Origin of the sequence: Bacteroides sp. MSK.18.37 (assembly GCF_019129155.2) — a bacterium.
GTDB lineage: Bacteria > Bacteroidota > Bacteroidia > Bacteroidales > Bacteroidaceae > Bacteroides > Bacteroides ovatus.
The window spans coordinates 4,525,985-4,545,019 of record NZ_JAHOIB020000001.1 but is presented as its reverse complement, the minus strand read 5'-3'; the positions used below and the strand labels follow the sequence as shown (position 1 = coordinate 4,545,019).

At 41.5% G+C, this 19,035-nt stretch carries 10 protein-coding genes; 5 read left to right on the top strand and 5 right to left on the bottom strand.

Translation table 11 applies throughout. From position 1 onward, the window contains the following. Positions 1-350: 350 nt before the first annotated feature. From KSX81_RS17340 to KSX81_RS17330, 3 genes are all read left to right on the top strand, one after another. Entirely contained in the window at positions 351-1,529 is a 1,179-nt protein-coding gene (locus KSX81_RS17340) for a tyrosine-type recombinase/integrase (RefSeq protein ID WP_211480715.1), read from the top strand. A 510-nt stretch (positions 1,530-2,039) separates the two neighbouring features. Further along, entirely contained in the window at positions 2,040-5,171 is a 3,132-nt protein-coding gene (locus KSX81_RS17335) for a SusC/RagA family TonB-linked outer membrane protein (RefSeq protein ID WP_211480716.1), read from the top strand. A 24-nt stretch (positions 5,172-5,195) separates the two neighbouring features. Next, positions 5,196-7,277, top strand: coding sequence for a RagB/SusD family nutrient uptake outer membrane protein (locus KSX81_RS17330; RefSeq protein ID WP_004301560.1), 2,082 nt, complete (start codon positions 5,196-5,198; stop codon positions 7,275-7,277). A 101-nt stretch (positions 7,278-7,378) separates the two neighbouring features. On the opposite strand, the gene KSX81_RS17325 is transcribed toward KSX81_RS17330, so the two are convergent. The 5 genes from KSX81_RS17325 to KSX81_RS17305 form a co-directional block, all read right to left on the bottom strand. Then, positions 7,379-8,065 carry an SGNH/GDSL hydrolase family protein gene (locus KSX81_RS17325; protein ID WP_004301559.1) on the bottom strand — a complete coding sequence of 229 codons (687 nt, stop codon included), beginning with the start codon at positions 8,063-8,065 and terminating at the stop codon, positions 7,379-7,381. A gap of 88 nt (positions 8,066-8,153) precedes the next feature. After that, positions 8,154-9,539, bottom strand: a complete 1,386-nt coding sequence (locus KSX81_RS17320; protein ID WP_004301558.1) for a glycoside hydrolase family 28 protein — start codon at positions 9,537-9,539, stop codon at positions 8,154-8,156. A 44-nt stretch (positions 9,540-9,583) separates the two neighbouring features. After that, entirely contained in the window at positions 9,584-9,949 is a 366-nt protein-coding gene (locus KSX81_RS17315) for a hypothetical protein (RefSeq protein ID WP_004301557.1), read from the bottom strand. Between the two features lie 38 nt (positions 9,950-9,987). Beyond that, a complete protein-coding gene (locus tag KSX81_RS17310) occupies positions 9,988-12,138 on the bottom strand; it encodes a beta-galactosidase (protein WP_211480717.1) in 2,151 nt (716 codons plus the stop codon). Between the two features lie 31 nt (positions 12,139-12,169). Further along, positions 12,170-14,527 carry a family 43 glycosylhydrolase gene (locus tag KSX81_RS17305; RefSeq protein WP_181990078.1) on the bottom strand — a complete coding sequence of 786 codons (2,358 nt, stop codon included), beginning with the start codon at positions 14,525-14,527 and terminating at the stop codon, positions 12,170-12,172. 242 nt (positions 14,528-14,769) lie between these two features. On the opposite strand from KSX81_RS17305, the gene KSX81_RS17300 reads away from it, so the two are divergent. Further along, complete coding sequence (locus KSX81_RS17300; RefSeq protein WP_118418879.1) at positions 14,770-17,646, top strand: sugar-binding domain-containing protein; 2,877 nt, start codon at positions 14,770-14,772, stop codon at positions 17,644-17,646. 129 nt (positions 17,647-17,775) lie between these two features. Further along, positions 17,776-19,014, top strand: a complete 1,239-nt coding sequence (locus KSX81_RS17295; RefSeq protein WP_004301553.1) for a rhamnogalacturonan acetylesterase — start codon at positions 17,776-17,778, stop codon at positions 19,012-19,014. Positions 19,015-19,035 lie beyond the last annotated feature (21 nt).

The following is a 19,035-nucleotide window of genomic DNA, read 5'->3' as shown; positions in this document are numbered from 1 at the left end:
GTAAAGTAAAAAAGACAATGGCTGCATTCTTTTCCAACCAGCAATTGAAATAAATGAAGCCTTTTTTTTGTTGTTTTCCATATTCATTAGTTATATCTGTTAAGTTAAACAAAAGTTAGATTCTCTTTTTAAAAGCAATTTTTCACATTCTACCTGTGAAAAAGTGTTGCAAACATAACGACTTAATCAAGATATAGCAATGCAGAATCGTACAAATGCATGGAAAATACCGTCTTTTGCACGATATTCCATGTTGTAGGAGCGATTTTCGATTAGTTCCTAATGACTATGAACCTTTTTGTTTCTATTTTATTGTATGGAAAATAGTAATTTATAAACCTAAAAATGATATGGCGAATTTTTCAATTGTAGTTGTTCCAACTAAAAAATTATCAAATGGCAGACACCGAATAAGGATAGCCGTAGCACATCATTCTCAAACCAGATATATATCTACCCAATTTACTTTGGATTCTGCCAATCAACTAAAAAATGGTCGAGTAGTAAGGCATGAGAATGCAGTGAATATGAATGCCTGTCTTCGGAAACTAATCAATGAGTATGAAGAAATTGTTACATCGATCAGCTATTTACCAGCAATCTCATGTACCGAACTTATACGTATAATTACTTATGAACAAAAGAAAAAAGGTATAACCTTTCAAGCTGTTGCAAAAGAATACATGAATTTCATGAAAGGAGAAGAGCGGGAGAAATCTTATAAACTTTATAAGATAGCTTCCGAAAGATTAGTCAAATATATGAAAGGGGATTTTCCTTTAATTCAATTGACACCTATACATATCCAAGGATTTGCCAAAGTTCTTCACGAGGAGAATCTGGCAGATACAACTATCAGAATATATCTGACTTTGATAAAGGTGATATTAAATTATGCCGGTAAGATGAATTATGTATCTTACTCCATTCATCCTTTTGTCCTCTTTAAGATGCCGGCAAGTAATGTGCGGGAACTTGATTTGTCAATAGATGAACTGAAGAGAATACGTGATGTCCGGCTTTTAAAGCCTTCTTTATCCATGGTGAGAGATATTTTTATGCTTACCTATTATTTAGGCGGTATCAACCTGAGAGATTTATTAGTATATGATTTTAAAAATAAGAACGATATGCGTTATGTGCGTCACAAAACACGTAATAGCAAGAAGGGAGAAAATGAAATTGTATTTACTTTGCAGCCTGAAGCAAAAGTGCTCATAGATAAATATATGTCGAGAAATGGGCATTTGCAGTTTGGTAAATATTCATCTTATAAACAAATATATAGTTTAGTCTTCCGACATATAAATAAGGTAACAGAACTTTCGGGGGTAAAGAAAAAGGTTACTTACTATTCCGCCCGAAAGACATTTGCACAACACGGATATGATTTAGGCATTCAAATTGAAAAAATAGAATACTGTATCGGACACAGTATGAAAAATAACCGTCCTATCTTTAATTATATTAAGATTATGCAAGAACATGCCGATAAGGTGTTCCGTGCCGTACTTGACCAATTGCTATAGTATAGATAGTTTTTCACTGCTATTTTTAGTTCCTTCTTTTGCTAATCGATTTCATTCCGATCGCTATCCTTTTTTCGTTCCACTATAGTTATCCGCAAAGTACACTATAGTTACCCTTGCGGATAACTATAGTCAAACGCAAAGATAACTATAGTGGAACGAAGAAAGATTCGCATACCGGATAACTCATAATAGGTAAAAAAGATATTAATGGTACTAATTGTTCAAATCTTATCCTCAATTGATTGCTAGCTGTATGTAGTCGTTTGATGCGCAGGTAGTTATGTTTAAAAAGAGAATCTAACTTTTGTTTAACTCTATAATAAATATGCTATGTAAATATAGAAATACCATACAATATATTATACAACTAAACCTCTATAAAGTACTACGTTACAGGAATATCCATATAAAATATAAAAAGAAACAAAGAGTCTTCATTAGAGGTTAAAAAGATAAATCAACAATAAAGGATCTATAAACCAATATTTATAACTTAATAATTAAAGTATGAAAAGCAACAAAAAAGGTAATCACCTGTATGCCTATAAGGATACTATCCGACGGCTATTTCTTCTCACTTTGTTCTCCTTTTTAATAGTAGAATCCTATGCCCAAAACAAAACGATTTCGGGTACGGTTACAGATTTTACCGGAGAACCGGTTATTGGTGCCAGTGTGCTGGTTAATGGTACTACTAATGGTACAATTACTGATTTAAATGGCAAGTTTTCTCTTTCCAATGTACCAACTAAAGGTACAATCACTATCACTTATATAGGATACAAAAAGCAAGAAGTATCCGTAGCAGGAAATACTAACTTCAAGATAACTCTTCAAGAAGATACTGAAACGCTGGATGAAGTAGTAGTTGTGGGCTACGGTGTACAGAAGAAAAGCGATGTAACTGGCGCTATGGCCCGCGTAGGAGAAAAAGAATTGAAAGCAATGCCTGTAAGAAATGCATTGGAAGGAATGCAGGGCAAAACAGCAGGTGTGGATATTACATCTAGCCAACGTCCCGGAGAAGTCGGTAACATTAACATTCGTGGACAACGCTCTATTAATGCAGAGCAAGGACCACTGTATGTCGTAGACGGTATGGTAATTCAAAATGGAGGTATTGAAAACATCAATCCTTCCGACATTGAAGCTATTGACATTTTGAAAGATGCTTCGGCCACAGCCATTTATGGTTCACGTGGTGCCAATGGTGTAATTCTCGTAACTACTAAAAAAGGAAAAGAGGGAAAAGTAACCCTGAACTATTCAGGTACTGTTACTTTTGAAACATTACATGATGTCACAGAAATGATGTCTGCTACAGAATGGCTGGATTATGCTCGCCTAGCCAAATACAATGCGGGTTCTTATGCTTCGGCCACTCCAACTTTTGAAGCAGATAAAGCAGCATTCGGCAGTGTAAGCGCTTCGTGGAAGAATATCGAGCAAGCATGGTCAAATGGCAATTATGATCCCTCAAAGGTCGGCTCCTACGACTGGGCATCTCACGGCAAACAGACGGGTATCACCCACGAACATACCTTAAGTGCCTCCGGAGGTTCGGACAAATTCCAAGGTTATGCTTCATTCGGCTATCTAGATCAAAAAGGAACACAACCAGGACAAGCCTATGAACGTTATACATTAAAGACATCATTTGACGTAACTCCTGTTGATTGGTTCAAAATGGGTTCTTCAATTAACGCATCATATTCTACTCAAGACTATGGATATAGTTTCTCTAAATCCGTAACTGGTTCCGGTGACTTCTATAGTGCATTAAGAAGCATGATCCCATGGACTATGCCTTACGATGAAAACGGGGAATATGTCCGTTATCCAAGCGGTGACGTAAATATCATCAACCCCATCCGGGAATTAGACTATAATACCAATCAACGCCGTACTTTCCGTGCTTCTGCCAGCATGTACTCACAGATTGATTTCGGAAAAATTTGGAAACCACTGGAAGGTTTATCCTATCGTCTTCAGTTTGGTCCCGAATTTCAATTTTACACTCTAGGAGTTGCTAACGCTGCTGATGGCATCAATGGAGATGGTAACAACGGTGCACAATATAAGAACGAACAAAAGCGTGCATGGACATTGGATAACCTGATCTATTACAATAAAACTCTAGGTCAGCATAGTCTAGGAATGACATTGATGCAATCCGCTTCTGCCTATCATTACGAGATGGGAGATATGAGAGCCACCAATGTAGCCTCGTCGGATGAGCTTTGGTATAATATGGGATCTGCCGGTACATTGAATTCCTTTGGTACTGGACTAACCGAAACTCAGATGGCATCTTATATGGTTCGACTGAACTATGGTTACAAAGATAAATACTTGTTAACGGCATCTATGCGTTGGGATGGTGCCTCTCAATTAGCCGAAGGGCACAAATGGGCAAGTTTCCCCTCTGCAGCTATTGCATGGAGAATGGATCAAGAAGATTTCATGAAAGACATCAGTTGGTTGAATCAGTTGAAACTTCGTGTAGGTATGGGTGTTACAGGTAATGCGGCAATCAAAGCATATGCAACTAAAGGCGCTATCACAGGCTTATACTATAACTGGGGACAGAATGAGTCATCCTTGGGCTATGTACCTTCAGATCCTTCACAGAAGGAACCCGCCAAAATGGCTAATCCAACTCTAGGCTGGGAAAGAACTACACAATACAATGTCGGTGTTGACTACGGTTTCTTTAATAACCGACTTACTGGTAGTATCGATGCATACAAAACGAAAACTGATGATTTGTTACTGGAAATGTCAATTCCTTCACTAACGGGCTATGTTTCTACTTATGCCAATGTAGGTAAAACATCCGGATATGGCATTGACCTACAAGTAAATGCAATACCTATACAAACAAAAGATTTTTCGTGGAGCACTACTTTAACATGGTCAATGGATAGAAACAGAATCGACGAATTGTCTAATGGTAGAACAGAAGATGTGAACAATAAATGGTTTGTCGGTGAGGAAATCGGTGTTTATTACGACTGGGTATATGATGGCATCTGGAAAACAGAAGAAGCCGAAGAAGCTGCCAAATACGGACGTAAACCGGGACAAATCAAAGTGAAAGATTTAAATAATGATGATACAATAGATGCCAATGACGATAAAAAAATTGTAGGTCACACACGTCCACGCTGGACAGGTGGATGGAGTAACACTTTCAGCTATAAGAATTTTGAGCTATCCTTCTTTATTTTATCACGTTGGGGATTTACTGTTCCACAGGGAGCTGTTACTCTTGACGGTCGCTATATGCAGCGTAAAATAGACTATTGGGTAGCCGGTACAAATGAGAATGCAAAATACTATTCACCCGGTTCCAACGGTGAAGGAGCCGATGCCTTTAACAGCGCAATGAACTATCAGGATGGCTCATACATCAAAGTTCGTAATATCTCATTGGGTTATAACTTTACCCCACAACAATTAAAGAACTTGGGTATCAATAATTTGAAGCTATATGTTCAAGCCATGAACCCATTCAATATCTATAAAGCATGTGACTTTTTGGATACAGACTTGGTAAATTATGACAATAATACCAAAACATTTGGTTCACCTACCACTTTGAAGAGTTTTGTAATAGGTGTCAACATCGGATTCTAATAAACAAATTAAAGTAAAGACATTATGAAATTAAATAGAATATTATTTGCTGCTTTAATAGCCAGCATAACAGGAAGCTCGATCACTTCGTGCAGTGAATCTTTCCTTGATGAGAATTTAACAACTCAATATAGTACCGACCGCTTTAAGACACAAGAAGGTCTTGATGAATTAGTGACTGGAGCCTATCAGAAACTGAAATTCAAATTCAACTATATATGGGGGATTCAGTGCTACAACATGGGAGTAGATGAATTTACTGATGCTAATAATGTTATTCCAGCATGGAATCACTATAGTCAAGATTTAAATTCATCTGAAAATGCCGCTAACCAACCTATCTGGGACAATTACTACGGACTGGTTGAACCCGCAAACATATTGATCCAAAACATACCTCAATATTATAACCAAAGTTCACCTACATACAACACACGCTTGGGAGAAGCACACTTTCTAAGAGCCTATGCTTATTTCGAATTAGTGAAGCAATTTGGTGGTGTGCCGTTGAAATTAGTTCCGTCTACAAGCGCGGAAACATATTTTACACGGAATTCTGCTGAAGAAATATACACACAGGTTATATCTGATTTTGGAGAAGCCTACAGACTACTTCCGGATAAAGGTGAATCAATCGGACGAATTAACAAATATGCTGCTGCCCATTTCCTTGCAAAAGCACATTTATTCCGTGCCTCCGAATTGTACAGCGATTGGAATAGTAATTATATAGCATCCGACCTCGATGCTGTTATTCAATATGGTTCGGAAGTTGTAGACGCACATCCGTTGTGTAATGATTATGTAGAACTTTGGGACTATGAACAGCCGAACGGAGCCAATGAAAAAGTAAGTGAAGTGATTCTAGCAGCTCAATTCTCTAATGATGAATCAACATGGGGACGTTATGGAAACCAGATGCATCTTTATTATCCGGCCGTATACCAAGGTAATGATATAGGTGGATGTAAACGTGACATCTCCGGAGGACGTGAATTCTCATACGTAAGTGCTACAGAGTATACCATGCAGGTATTTGACCGTGTCAATGACTCTCGTTTCTGGAAATCATTCATCACCTGTTATGGAGCCAACGAAACCAAAAGTGCTCCCACCTGGACAGCAGAAGATATGCCATACGCTCCGGCAGGTGTAAAAGAAGGTGACAAACGTTTCAGTGGAGGTGAACTCGGTATGAAATACATCGTGAATGACCCGGGAGACAATCGCTATGAGAAATATCCCAACGCTCCGGCATATACTGTTTTGAAAGATGGAAAAATGTGTAACACGTATACATATGTACGCTATTTCAAAGGACAGGAACACAGCTGGAATATAAATGAGAAAACAGGTAATTATTACGATATCATACCTCACAAGCGTTCAGTAGCTTTATCTAAATTCCGTGATGGTTATCGTGTTTCCATCGCATCTCAATTCGGTACTCGCGATGCTATCATCGCCCGTTCGGCAGATGATGTACTAATGGTTGCCGAAGCATATATTCGTAAAGGTGAAGCCAATTATGACAAAGCTGTCGAATGGATGAACAAACTACGTGAACGTGCCGGTTATAAAACTGGTGAAGACCGTAGTAAGAACGTAGATGGTGGACAAGCTTATAAGAATAATCCTTATTGTTCCGGGAAAGGAGGCGGTCACTCCTCCGAAGGTGCTATTTACTGGGAAGAAAACACCTATTATGAGTCAAACAATATCGAACAGGAGACTACTGCTTCTACCAAAACTACGATGAAATTAAATAGTGTGGCAGACGTTTATAACTCTACAGTCGACACTCCTATCTACAACGAACTGGGATGTACATCCAATGCTGACAAAATGATGTGCTTCCTATTAAATGAACGTACCCGTGAGCTTTGTGGCGAATTGCAACGCTGGGAAGATCTGGCACGTACCAAGACGTTAGACGCCCGCTGGCATAAATTCAACGACGGTGCCAGCAGAGGTCTTGGCGAATTCAAATCGGAGAAACATTACTATCGTCCGATCCCCCAAGCCTTCTTGGACGGTATCACCAATTCAAATGGTTCTGCACTAAGCAATGAAGAAAAGAAAGCAATGCAGAATCCGGGATATTAAGATAAACAACTAAACTTATTGCCACTTGGCACTCTTTGAAATAGTATTCCTAATCAAAGAGTAGCAAGTGGCAATATTATTTCTTATATCTCCGTTGTTTTTCACTTCGTCTTCCTCATAAACATCTTAATCTGTTCACTAATCTGCTCCATCCCCTTTATCGAAGGATGACCGCTCTTTTTGTCAATATCATGCAGTTCAATACAATCAATGTTATAGTGATTGCAGATAGCTCTGACTGATTCATTAAACTCTTCCTTTAAACCAGAGTTCAGCAGAAAGTAGATTTCAACATTAGGATAACGATCAATCATGTGGTCAAGCAGATATGCCATAGCCGGACGGAATGTATATAAATCTTCCTTGGTCCACCCTTCATACTTGTAATCCCCAAGCGGTGAGCCGGCCCAACAATCATTCGTTGCACCGAAAATAAAGATGATATCCGGACATCCCAGCTTATCCATACGGGTAATAAAAGAACGATCCGAATAATCAGCCTGATTATAACCGGTATTACAAATCGTTGCACCGGAAAAAGAGTTGTTGACACAAAGGCGGTAGTTATTCTCTTTGATGAATTTATGCCACCAGGTCTGCTTTACGGAAGTTACATCCGTTTGCTGTCGCGGAGAAACATAATACCAAATGCTATTGGTATCGGGTTGCAGGTATCCTTCAAATGTTGAATACGAATCGCCTAAAATAGATATAGATTTCAGGCTTTGAGCAAAGCTGATACTGCTATATAGAGTGATTAGCAGTAATAAATAAAAGGATTTCTTCATCTTAGCATAAAGTTTTCAATTTTGCTGCTAAGATACTACATTATACTAAAATTATAGCATGAAATTTTCTACTACTTTCAGGAAAGGGTCATTTCCCTTTCCTATCATAAGTCACATTCTTTTCCACTACATTCTCTACATTATTCACTTTCTTCACGAACTCCTTTACCTCTCCTACTTTTACATCCCTAATCATTACATTCTTAGCCGGAAGTTTGGAGTTACCTTTCAGTTCGTAAATAGCATCTGCCGATTCACAAGTCACCTTATCCATATAAATACCATCAATACGAGTAATTCGTTCTTCATAAGTAGGTACCAGATCTTTCCATTGGTATAACACTTCGGTATCTATTTCGAGTACACGTTGAGCCGTTCCTGCCTTTACATTCTTCATATAAACATTCTCTATAAATCCACCTCTGCGATGATTGGTTTTCACAAAGAAAAGGCGCATCACAGAATTCGGAGCAGTACAGTCATGCATATAAATATTCCGTATTCCTCCCGATATTTCGCTTCCGATACCAAGTAAAGTATGTCCTTTTAGAATCTGACAATTACGGATAACGATGTTTTCACAAGGAGTATTCAACCGCCAAGCATCCTGATTACGTCCGGCTTTAATCACTACTGCATCATCCCCCTGATCGAAAGAGCAATCTTCCACTAAAAAGTTACGGCTCATTTCAAAATCAATACCGTCATTATTATGTCCGTGTGCTTTTACATCGAGATTACGCACTAATCCCCCGTCACACATATAGAGATGAATGGTCCAAAACGGACTTTCACGAATCTTAAACCCATCCAATAAAACATTCTTGCAACGATTGAAATGAATCAAATGCGGACGAAGATGGTTCTCCCCTATTGCCATCTGACGTTCGATCACAGGGATATTAGTCGAAGCTTTTGTATACAACTCCTTCAATGCTTCCAAATGAGGCTGAGGACGTTTGAACCATACTTTCCAGGTATCCATCTTCGGCTGAAGAGTCCCTTTACCTGTAATCGCCACGTTCTCACATTCAAAAGCATAGAGTAATGGCGAATAATTATAACATTCCAAGCCTTCCCATGAAGTCATCACTGCCGGAAGATAATCAGAAGGATTATCCGTAAAATTCAAAACCGCATTCTCCTCCAAATAAAGATTCACATTACTTTTAAAATGAATGGGACCGGTCAGCCATGTACCTGCCGGAACAACAACACGTCCGCCACCGGATTGGTTACACGCTTCAATAGCACTAGTAATTGCTTTTGTATTATCTACTCTTCCTCCATTGACGGCACCGAAGTCTGTAATTATAAAGTCCTTATCAGGATAGATAAACACTTTAATAGGTTGCATCGGAAAAGGAGCGGTTACTTTAAGCACTTCATAGTTGCCATTTTTCGAAGTAAAAGAAGCGGCCAACAAATAAAAACAAGTACAAGTTATTAAACTTAGAAAATATCTTTTAATCATATCATTACTCTATTATCCAACATACCAAGATAAAACATTCTTAGCTATTTCACACTCTGAAAATCGGGAATTCGTTTCACATTAGCGCCTTTCATTACTCCCTTCTTTATTGCTTCATTTGTGGCAGTAATTTCTTGTTTTACTTTCTTATAATAATCTTTTGTTAACCCATTGGCTATGGCATCTGACTCTGTTGCCGCCCAGAAATATTGATAATCTGTCAATATCAGATCCGGTGCCACTTTTGCAAAAAAGACAGAATCTCCTTCAAATTTTTCACGTAAATCTCCTAAATAAATAGTATCCGCCGGATTTATTTTCTTATCATTTTGAGATTTATTACTCGAATTACCAACACAAGAAGCAATTAATATTCCTCCAATCAAAAAACAATAGTTCAACAGTCTCATAATAAATAATTTAATTGTAACATAATTCTTTTCAACACTTATTTCACTGAAAACACCAATACACCCGCTGTAGGAATCTCTGTAGTCCCGATCAATGCTTTGGCTCCCTTCGATAAGTTGAAGGTATAAGGCTGATCTGAATAGTTTAATACAATTCCTAACCCATTCCGGTATTCCATTGTCACGCCATAAGGCAAATCCATTACCGGGATATTCAGCTGTGCATATAGCTTTTTCAATATATCTTTTTCCAATGCTCCATTGTGGCTGTCCACTCCTACATAGGTAATCGTACCTTTCCCCAGTTTGCGGAAAGTCACAGCCGGACTTCCTTCATAGAATTCGTTTTTATAAGTAGCCCATACTTGAGCATCTGCCGGAGGATTCAGAATCTCTCCCCATGTATTCCAAATATACTCTTTTCCGTCCATAACAACAGTACCGGGATTTTCGGGAAGCAGCAAATCATAAAAGTTCATTTCATTTCCGGTCAGCGGAGTAATCATAGAACCAAAGGGAGCTTCCGGAAGACGACCATAACGGTCTTTCTGTGCCGTACGACAAGTCAGAATGAGGTTTCCGCCGTTCTTTACATAAGTGATCCATTTGTCTACCAGTTCTTTATCAGCTAATTGATAAGTCGGTGCAATAACGACCGGATAATCGGACAAGTTCTTGGCTTCGGAAATAAAATCGACAGGTGCTCCGAATGATTTTAAGGTACGGTAATACTTTTCAATATGTGCAAAAGTATCCCATGTCCGGTTCTGTTTCTGTCGCTCAATGCTCCAGGAGTTTTCATGGTTAAAAAGAACAGCTGTACGACGGGCAAGGTAATCGGAAGGTTTGGTTTCACGGGAAGAGCTATGTTTACGAAGTTCACGAATCTCCTTTATAAATGTCTCATATTCTCTTCCGCCGGGAGTAACAGTCACTCCGTCCGTGCCGACAATTCCGTAATGATATTGTTCCGTGCCGTAAAGAGGCTGGCGATAACGATAGGTGCAGATAAAATCACTTCCACCGGCAAACACACTCCACATCCACAGACGAACTGCGCCCGGAAGAGGTTGGGGATTGATACTGCCCCAGTTCACCTGTCCCGGCTGTAATTCCATCACACCATAAGTTCCCTGTATCGGACGGAAAAAGTCATTTGCCCAGGCTATCCGCAACGGATTACCTACCCGGTAGCCTCGACGACCAATCCCCTCATTATCACCATATACCATATAACGGGTATAACTTTGAAAATCAAGCGAGGGGCTACCACCAATGTGACCTTCATCATAATTCGGTATATAATTCGTAGTCACCCATTGGTTCTTTGCATATTTCTTTATCAACAGACATTGTTCGTTCAGGAAATCATTGGTTTGTGATGCAGCAAAACGGCGGTAATCCAAAATTTGATGATGATTCATAAACATCTGTACGCGCTTGGGAAGCGTTATTTCATCAAAAGACGAATAAACCTCACTCCAGAAAGCAGTGCCCCATGCATTATTTAAAAGTTGAATGTCATTATTGTATTTGGCACGGAGAAAATCACGGAAAGCAAGCTCCGCTTTCAGATTATAATCAAACTGTACAGCAGGTTCGTTGTCGAGTTGCCATCCGATAATACGGGAGTCATTGCCATAATGTTGCGCCAGTTTTTCAATCATCTTGTATGATAATTCCCTGTAAAGAGGCGAAGCAAATGAAGCATGCTGGCGAGCACCGTGGTCAAGTATCGTTCCATCCTCATTCTTCAATAGAATTTCGGGGTATTTCCGGCTCATCCATACAGGAGGAGTGGCAGTAGAAGTACACATGATAACTTTCAAATCATACTTGGCTGCCAAAGCTACAGCCCTGTCCAGCCATGCAAAATCATAGCGTCCCTCTTCCGGTTCCAGTTGCGCCCAGGCAAACTCGGCAAAATGGGTAAATTCAAATCCCAATTCATGCATTTTCTTGAAGTCACGTTCCCACTGGCTCTCATCCCAGTGTTCGGGATAATAATAGACACCCGTCAAAGTCAGGTCTTTATCATCAAACCAGGGAGAAGTTTCAATTACAGTCTTTTGAGCTTGCTTCTGTTGAGTTCCGGTTGCCAGTCTCTCTGCTGCCTGTATTCCGGTAGAAACGGTTAATAGACCGGCACAGAAAGTAGCCAGAATTTTACTTTTTACCATATACTTCATAAATTCGATTGATTATTAGCGTTATAAAACGTTATTCATATATTTTCCATTCCCACAAACCGGCATCTCCCCTACGAATATGAAGACGGAGATAACGTGTCTCTCCTATCTCCTTAGCAATATGTGGAGAGCATACTTGTACTTTCCCTTGTTCAGCACACATCTGCCAATGTTTTCCGTCGATAGACTTCTCCAGTCGCCAGGTATGTCCTTCAGTGGGACGGGTAAAATAGAGCTGGCACTCCCCGACCTTACGGATTTCCTTTAAATCGACTGTAATAAACGGACTGCTATCCGTATCAGCCGCCATCCAACGGGTTCCATTCGATTCGTCAGCTACATGGGTAGCCTGATAAGTATGCGTGCGGGTATAGCTCTTCACCGAACCTTTTTCCGGCAACGGTTGATTGGGTTGCGTTTCGATATTGACCACGGAAGTACGGGGAGATTTCTCACTGGAAGCATAAAAATGCGACTGTAATGCCAGATTCGGCCGGGTCTCTTGGGAAGCAGCCAGATAACCTACACCACGCATATCGGGGATTAATGTCTTTATCGTTCCATCGTCATTAAATTCCATCCGGTTAGCATACACTTGACGGGTAGTTCCGCCATCTCCGTATTCCAGATAGAGAAAAATATATTCATCCGTTCCCTCGTCATAAAACACGTTGCCATGTCCCGGTCCCCACACTTGATTTTCAGGAGAAGAGAATAAAAAAATGTCGTTCCCCTCCGGCTTTACAAAACCCGTCAAAGGAGACTCGCGACTCATCATATAAGCATTGACATAATTCTGATGACCACTCAACGTATAAATATAGTAATAGATACCTTTACGCTTAAACATCACCGGACCTTCGGAATATTCCTGGCGGGCTGTTGCCAGAGTTACCGGCTCACCATCCAGATGAAGCCTGTCCGCAGAAAGCCGTCCCGCATTCCGGCGACGCCAGAAGATATATCCTGAACCATCGTCATTAATAAAAGGTTCTCCGTCAATATCATCAACGACAGCCGGGCTATCTGTTCCTTCTTCTCCGGGAGGCAAAAGCCCCTGTCCCGCAGTAAAATGGAAAGGACCATCCGGGCGATCAGCTACAAGTACATAAGTTCCCATCTTGTCATCCGGTTTCACAAACGTAACGTATAAATAAAACTTGCCGTCCTGCTCAATCACTTTTCCAGGCGCCCAATACCGGAAATAGCCCTTTTTCTTTTCACCTTTATCATTCGTGTAGTCATATCCTTTCGACCAGTCGAATCCACTGATATGGGAACCTTCGAAACTCCAGTTCACAAAATCTTTCGATTTCCATACGACAGGAGTTCCGGCACGTCCAAGTCCGTAATCCAGATCGGTAGTGCCATAAAGATAATAGGTATCACCAAATTTGGAGACAGACGGATCCGCCAGATTATCGGGAATAAGCGGATTATAGTTCCGGTCGGCAATCAGTGACTCCACAATGGAGGCATCCACCGCAAACGCCGTTCCATGACGAATCCCCCTCGGAAAAAAGACCTGATCGGACACATCTTCCCATGTTTCACCATAGTCCAAAGAACGAACAGCTCCATAACGATGGTCACGGTATTTATCAAAATAGACATAAAGCGTATCACCTACAAAAAGAGGAGCCGGACCTTCCGCCCAATATTTTCCTGTAATAGGCGCCGATACTTTAGTCGGGAATCCTTTTTCTATCTTCTTCGTACGCGTAACGCGCAAATTCTTTTCCGGCGGATTGGAATTTTCATTCTTGACTACCATTATCAGGTCTTTCCGCTTCGGGTCTTTCACAATAGCGGCATCAATCACACTGAAATCTGGATTGAAGAACATCTTCGTCTTCGAGAAAGTACGAAAGTCCTTCGTTGTTACATAATAAATACGATGATTCAGTCCCTTCTCACTTTCACTGGTAGCCACTTCTTTGTGACGGCCGGGAATCGTAGTTGCCCAAAAGATATAATAGGTTTGTGAAGGTTCATCATAAAACAGTTCGGGAGCCCAACAGTTATGTGCATCCGGCTCGTGCATCATCACAGGGATTGCTTGTTGCTCACTCCAATGAACCAAATCGCGGGAAGAGGCATATCCGATAATCCGGTCCGTCCAACTGGAAGTCCAGACCATGTGAAAAGTTCCGTCCGGCGACTGGCAAATGCTGGGGTCACGCATTAATTTATCTTTACCAACCGCAGGGGTAAGATAAGAACGTCCGCCATGTAAAGGCAGCCAGTTCAATCCATCATAACTATATGCTAAATGCAGTCCGTCTTTACTGTCATTGATAAAATAAGAAAAGAGGTAAGCTGTCTCACCGGCAAAGACTGTCATCACCGACCAAAGACTTAGAGCTATCCAGATTACTACTTTTTTCATGGTTCCTTATTAAGATTAAAAAGTTTACCTTGCAAAGATAAGGCATCTCCGCCCCTCCTCAAAGATAAAGAGCATGGACAATATTTCAAATCCATGTAGTTTTGTACACGAACGCTTTTAGATGTCCATTTTGATACAATATTCTATGTATCTGTACATCTTTCTATTTACTAAACCCTTAAAAAGCTCTACTTTAGCGGCAGATTTTAAAAAGAATGAAAAACATATCAACTCTATATATCATGAAACGACTTTTAGTAAGTATTGCTATCGTATTTATCTCCATACTGACCGTAGCGGGACAAAATCACTCTTTCAGTTTATCCGGCAAATGGAATTTCCGGATAGACCGGGAAGATACCGGCGTCAAGGAACAATGGTTCAAAAAATCCCTCGACGATTCTATCAACCTGCCCGGCTCCATGCCCGAAAAACTGAAAGGAGATGAAGTGACCGTCCATACCCAATGGACCGGAAGCCTCTACGACAGTTCTTACTACTTCAACCCATATATGGAAAAATACAGGATAGAGGGACAAGTAAAGCTACCCTTCTTTCTGACTCCCGACAAACATTATGTAGGTGTGGCCTGGTATCAAAAGAAAGTGACAATTCCGGCTGACTGGAAAGGAGAAAGAATCACTCTTTTTCTGGAACGTCCGCACATCGAAACTACTGTATGGGTAAATCAGCAGGAGCTTGGTATGCAAAACAGTCTTTGTGTTCCCCATGTCTATGACCTGACTGCTGCAACTACCCCCGGAAAAACGTACCTGATTACCATCCGTATCGATAATAGAATCAAAGAAATCAACGTAGGTCCCGATTCTCACAGCATCACCGACCAGACACAAGGTAACTGGAACGGTATCGTCGGACAAATCGAATTACAAGCTACTCCTAAAGTCCATTTAGAAGACATTCAGGTATATCCCGATTTGAGCAATCAGAAAGCGCTGGTTCGCATGAATATACAGTCTGCTTCTTCCATCAAGGGAGAGATCACCCTTTCCGCTGAGAGCTTTAACACGGACATTCAGCACAAAGTGGCTCCCGTACATCAAAGTTTCAACATCCGTCCGGGAGATAATCCGGTGGAAATGGAACTTCCGATGGGAAAAGAGTTTCTGACGTGGGATGAATTCAGTCCGGCACTTTATAAACTGACGGCAAAATTGACCAACGGCAAGCAAACTGACACGCAACAAGTACAGTTTGGTATGCGTGATTTCAAGATAGAAGGGAAATGGTTCTATGTAAATGGTCGCAAAACGATGCTTCGCGGTACGGTGGAAAACTGTGATTTCCCATTGACAGGCTATGCGCCGATGGATGTAGCTTCTTGGGAACGGGTGTTCCGCATTTGTCGTAACTATGGTCTGAATCACATGCGCTTCCACTCCTTCTGTCCGCCGGAAGCAGCTTTCATCGCTGCCGATCTGGTCGGTTTCTATCTGCAACCGGAAGGACCGAGCTGGCCGAACCACGGTCCAAGACTAGGTAACGGACAACCGATTGACAAATACCTGATGGACGAAACCATTGCACTGACCAAAGAATATGGGAATTACGCTTCTTACTGCATGCTGGCTTGCGGCAATGAGCCTTCCGGTCGTTGGGTGGCATGGGTCAGCAAATTCGTGGATTATTGGAAAGCAACCGATCCGCGTCGTGTATACACAGGAGCTTCCGTTGGAAACAGCTGGCAATGGCAACCTCACAATGAGTATCATGTGAAAGCCGGCGCACGCGGACTTAGTTGGGCAGGTGCACAACCGGAAAGTGAATCGGATTATCGTACAAGGATCGACACGGTGAAACAACCGTATGTATCACACGAAACAGGTCAATGGTGTGTATTCCCGAATTTCAATGAAATTCGTAAATATACCGGAGTCAACAAAGCGAAGAACTTTGAAATCTTCCGGGATATTCTGAACGATAACCAAATGGGAAGCCAGAGTCACGACTTTATGATGGCTTCGGGCAAATTGCAGGCACTCTGCTACAAACATGAGATTGAAAAGACCTTGCGTACTCCGGACTATGCGGGATTCCAGTTGCTGGCTCTCAATGATTATTCCGGCCAGGGAACTGCATTAGTCGGTGTACTGGACGTGTTCTTTGAAGAAAAAGGATATATCAACGCAGAACAGTTCAGACGCTTTTGCAGTCCGACCGTACCTTTGGCACGTATTCCTAAATTTGTATATGCCAACAATGAAACATTCCATGCCGACATTGAAGTATCTCATTTCGGAGCTGCTCCCTTAGAAAGTGCAAAAACAGTATATACCATTAAGGATAAATTCGGAAAAGTATATGCTCATGGAACTGTCGGCACCCGTCACATTCCCATCGGAAATCTTTATTCTTTGGGTAGTGTAGATATGACTCTGGAAGGAATCGATACACCGCAGAAACTAAATCTGGAAGTACGTATCGAAGGCAGTGATGCCGTAAACGACTGGGATTTCTGGGTATATCCGGCACAAGTGGAACTGGTACAAGGAACAGTATATACCACCGACACCTTGGATGCCAAGGCATTGGCTGTGTTGCAGGACGGAGGAAATGTGCTGATTACAGCTGCCGGAAAGATACAATACGGCAAAGAAGTCAAACAATACTTCACTCCCGTATTCTGGAATACTTCCTGGTTCAAGATGCGTCCGCCGCACACAACCGGTATTTTCCTGAATGAATATCACCCTCTTTTCCGCGAATTCCCTACCGAGTATCATAGCAACCTGCAATGGTGGGAACTGCTGAACAAAGCGCAGGTGATGCAATTCACCGACTTCCCGGCAACATTCCAACCAACGGTTCAAAGTATTGATACCTGGTTTATCAGCCGGAAAATCGGCATGTTGTTCGAAGCAAAGGTATTGAACGGTAAATTGATGATGACCAGTATGGACATTACTTCCCAACCGGAAAAACGAATCGTTGCCCGCCAGATGCACAAAGCAATCCTGAATTATATGAATTCGGATGCTTTTCGTCCGGCAGACAAGATAGCTCCGGAGCTGATACAAGCATTATTCACCAAAGTGGCGGGAGATGTGAAATCTTATACCAAAGATTCTCCTGACGAGCTCAAACCGAAAATTAACTAAATGGGAATTATCAGGCACGAATTACACGGATTACGCTGTTGCTTTATAAAAGCGTAATTCTAAAAACCGTGAAATCCGTGTAATCCGTGCCTAAATTCCATAAACAATATACATTAAATATCATTTTACATGAAAACTACGATCATAGGCTTGCTACTCTTGGCTACGGCAAGTGTCAATGCACAGGAGAAAGCCCAAACATACCAGTTGGCAGATGCTCCCCGCTACAGTGAGGAGACGGGATATGGATATGATCTCGTCGCTACTCCCGAAAAAGGCAGCAAGGCACCCTTCTTCTTTTCTGTCCGCGTGCCGGACGGTAACTATCAAGTAACCGTTCGCCTGGGAAGCAAGAAACAGGCAGGGGTGACAACAGTAAGAGGCGAATCACGCCGACTGTTCATTGATAACCTCGCTACTAAAAAGGGACAATTCGTAGATGAAACATTTATCATCAACAAACGCAACCCCCGCATTTCCGAAAAAGAATCCGTACGTATCAAACCCCGCGAAAAAGCCAAACTGAACTGGGACGATAAACTGACGCTGGAATTTAACGGCGATGCACCCGTATGCCAGAGTATCAGCATCAAGCCTGCCGATCCGTCGGTGATTACCGTTTTTCTATGTGGTAACAGTACCGTAGTCGACCAGGACAACGAGCCATGGGCAAGCTGGGGACAAATGATACCTCATTTTTTCGGTACGGACGTTTGTATCGCCAATTATGCGGAATCGGGCGAATCAGCCAATACGTTTATTGCCGCAGGACGTTTGAAAAAAGCATTGAGCCAGATAAAGAAAGGAGATTATCTTTTCATGGAATTCGGGCATAACGACCAAAAGCAAAAAGGGCCGGGCAAAGGAGCTTATTACTCTTTTATGACCAGCCTGAAAACATTTATTGATGAAGCCCGTGCACGGGGAGCATACCCCGTATTGGTCACTCCCACCCAACGCCGGAGTTTCGACGCAACCGGACATATCCGTGACACACACGAAGATTATCCGGAAGCCATGCGCTGGCTGGCAGCTAAAGAAAATGTTCCGTTGATCGACCTCAACGAAATGACCCGTACGCTTTATGAAGCTTTGGGAACAGAAACGTCGAAACGTGCTTTCGTACACTATCCGGCAGGCACTTATCCGGGACAGACCAAAGCTTTTGAGGATAACACCCACTTCAATCCATACGGAGCCTATCAAATAGCCCAATGTGTGATTGAAGGAATGAAGAAAGCCGTACCGGAACTGGCTAAACACCTGAAAATAGACCCGTCCTATAATCCGGCACAGCCGGACGATGTAAATGGTTTCCACTGGAACGAATCACCATTCACGGAAATTGAAAAACCGGACGGAAATTAAGAGATAAGTAGTAGGTATTAA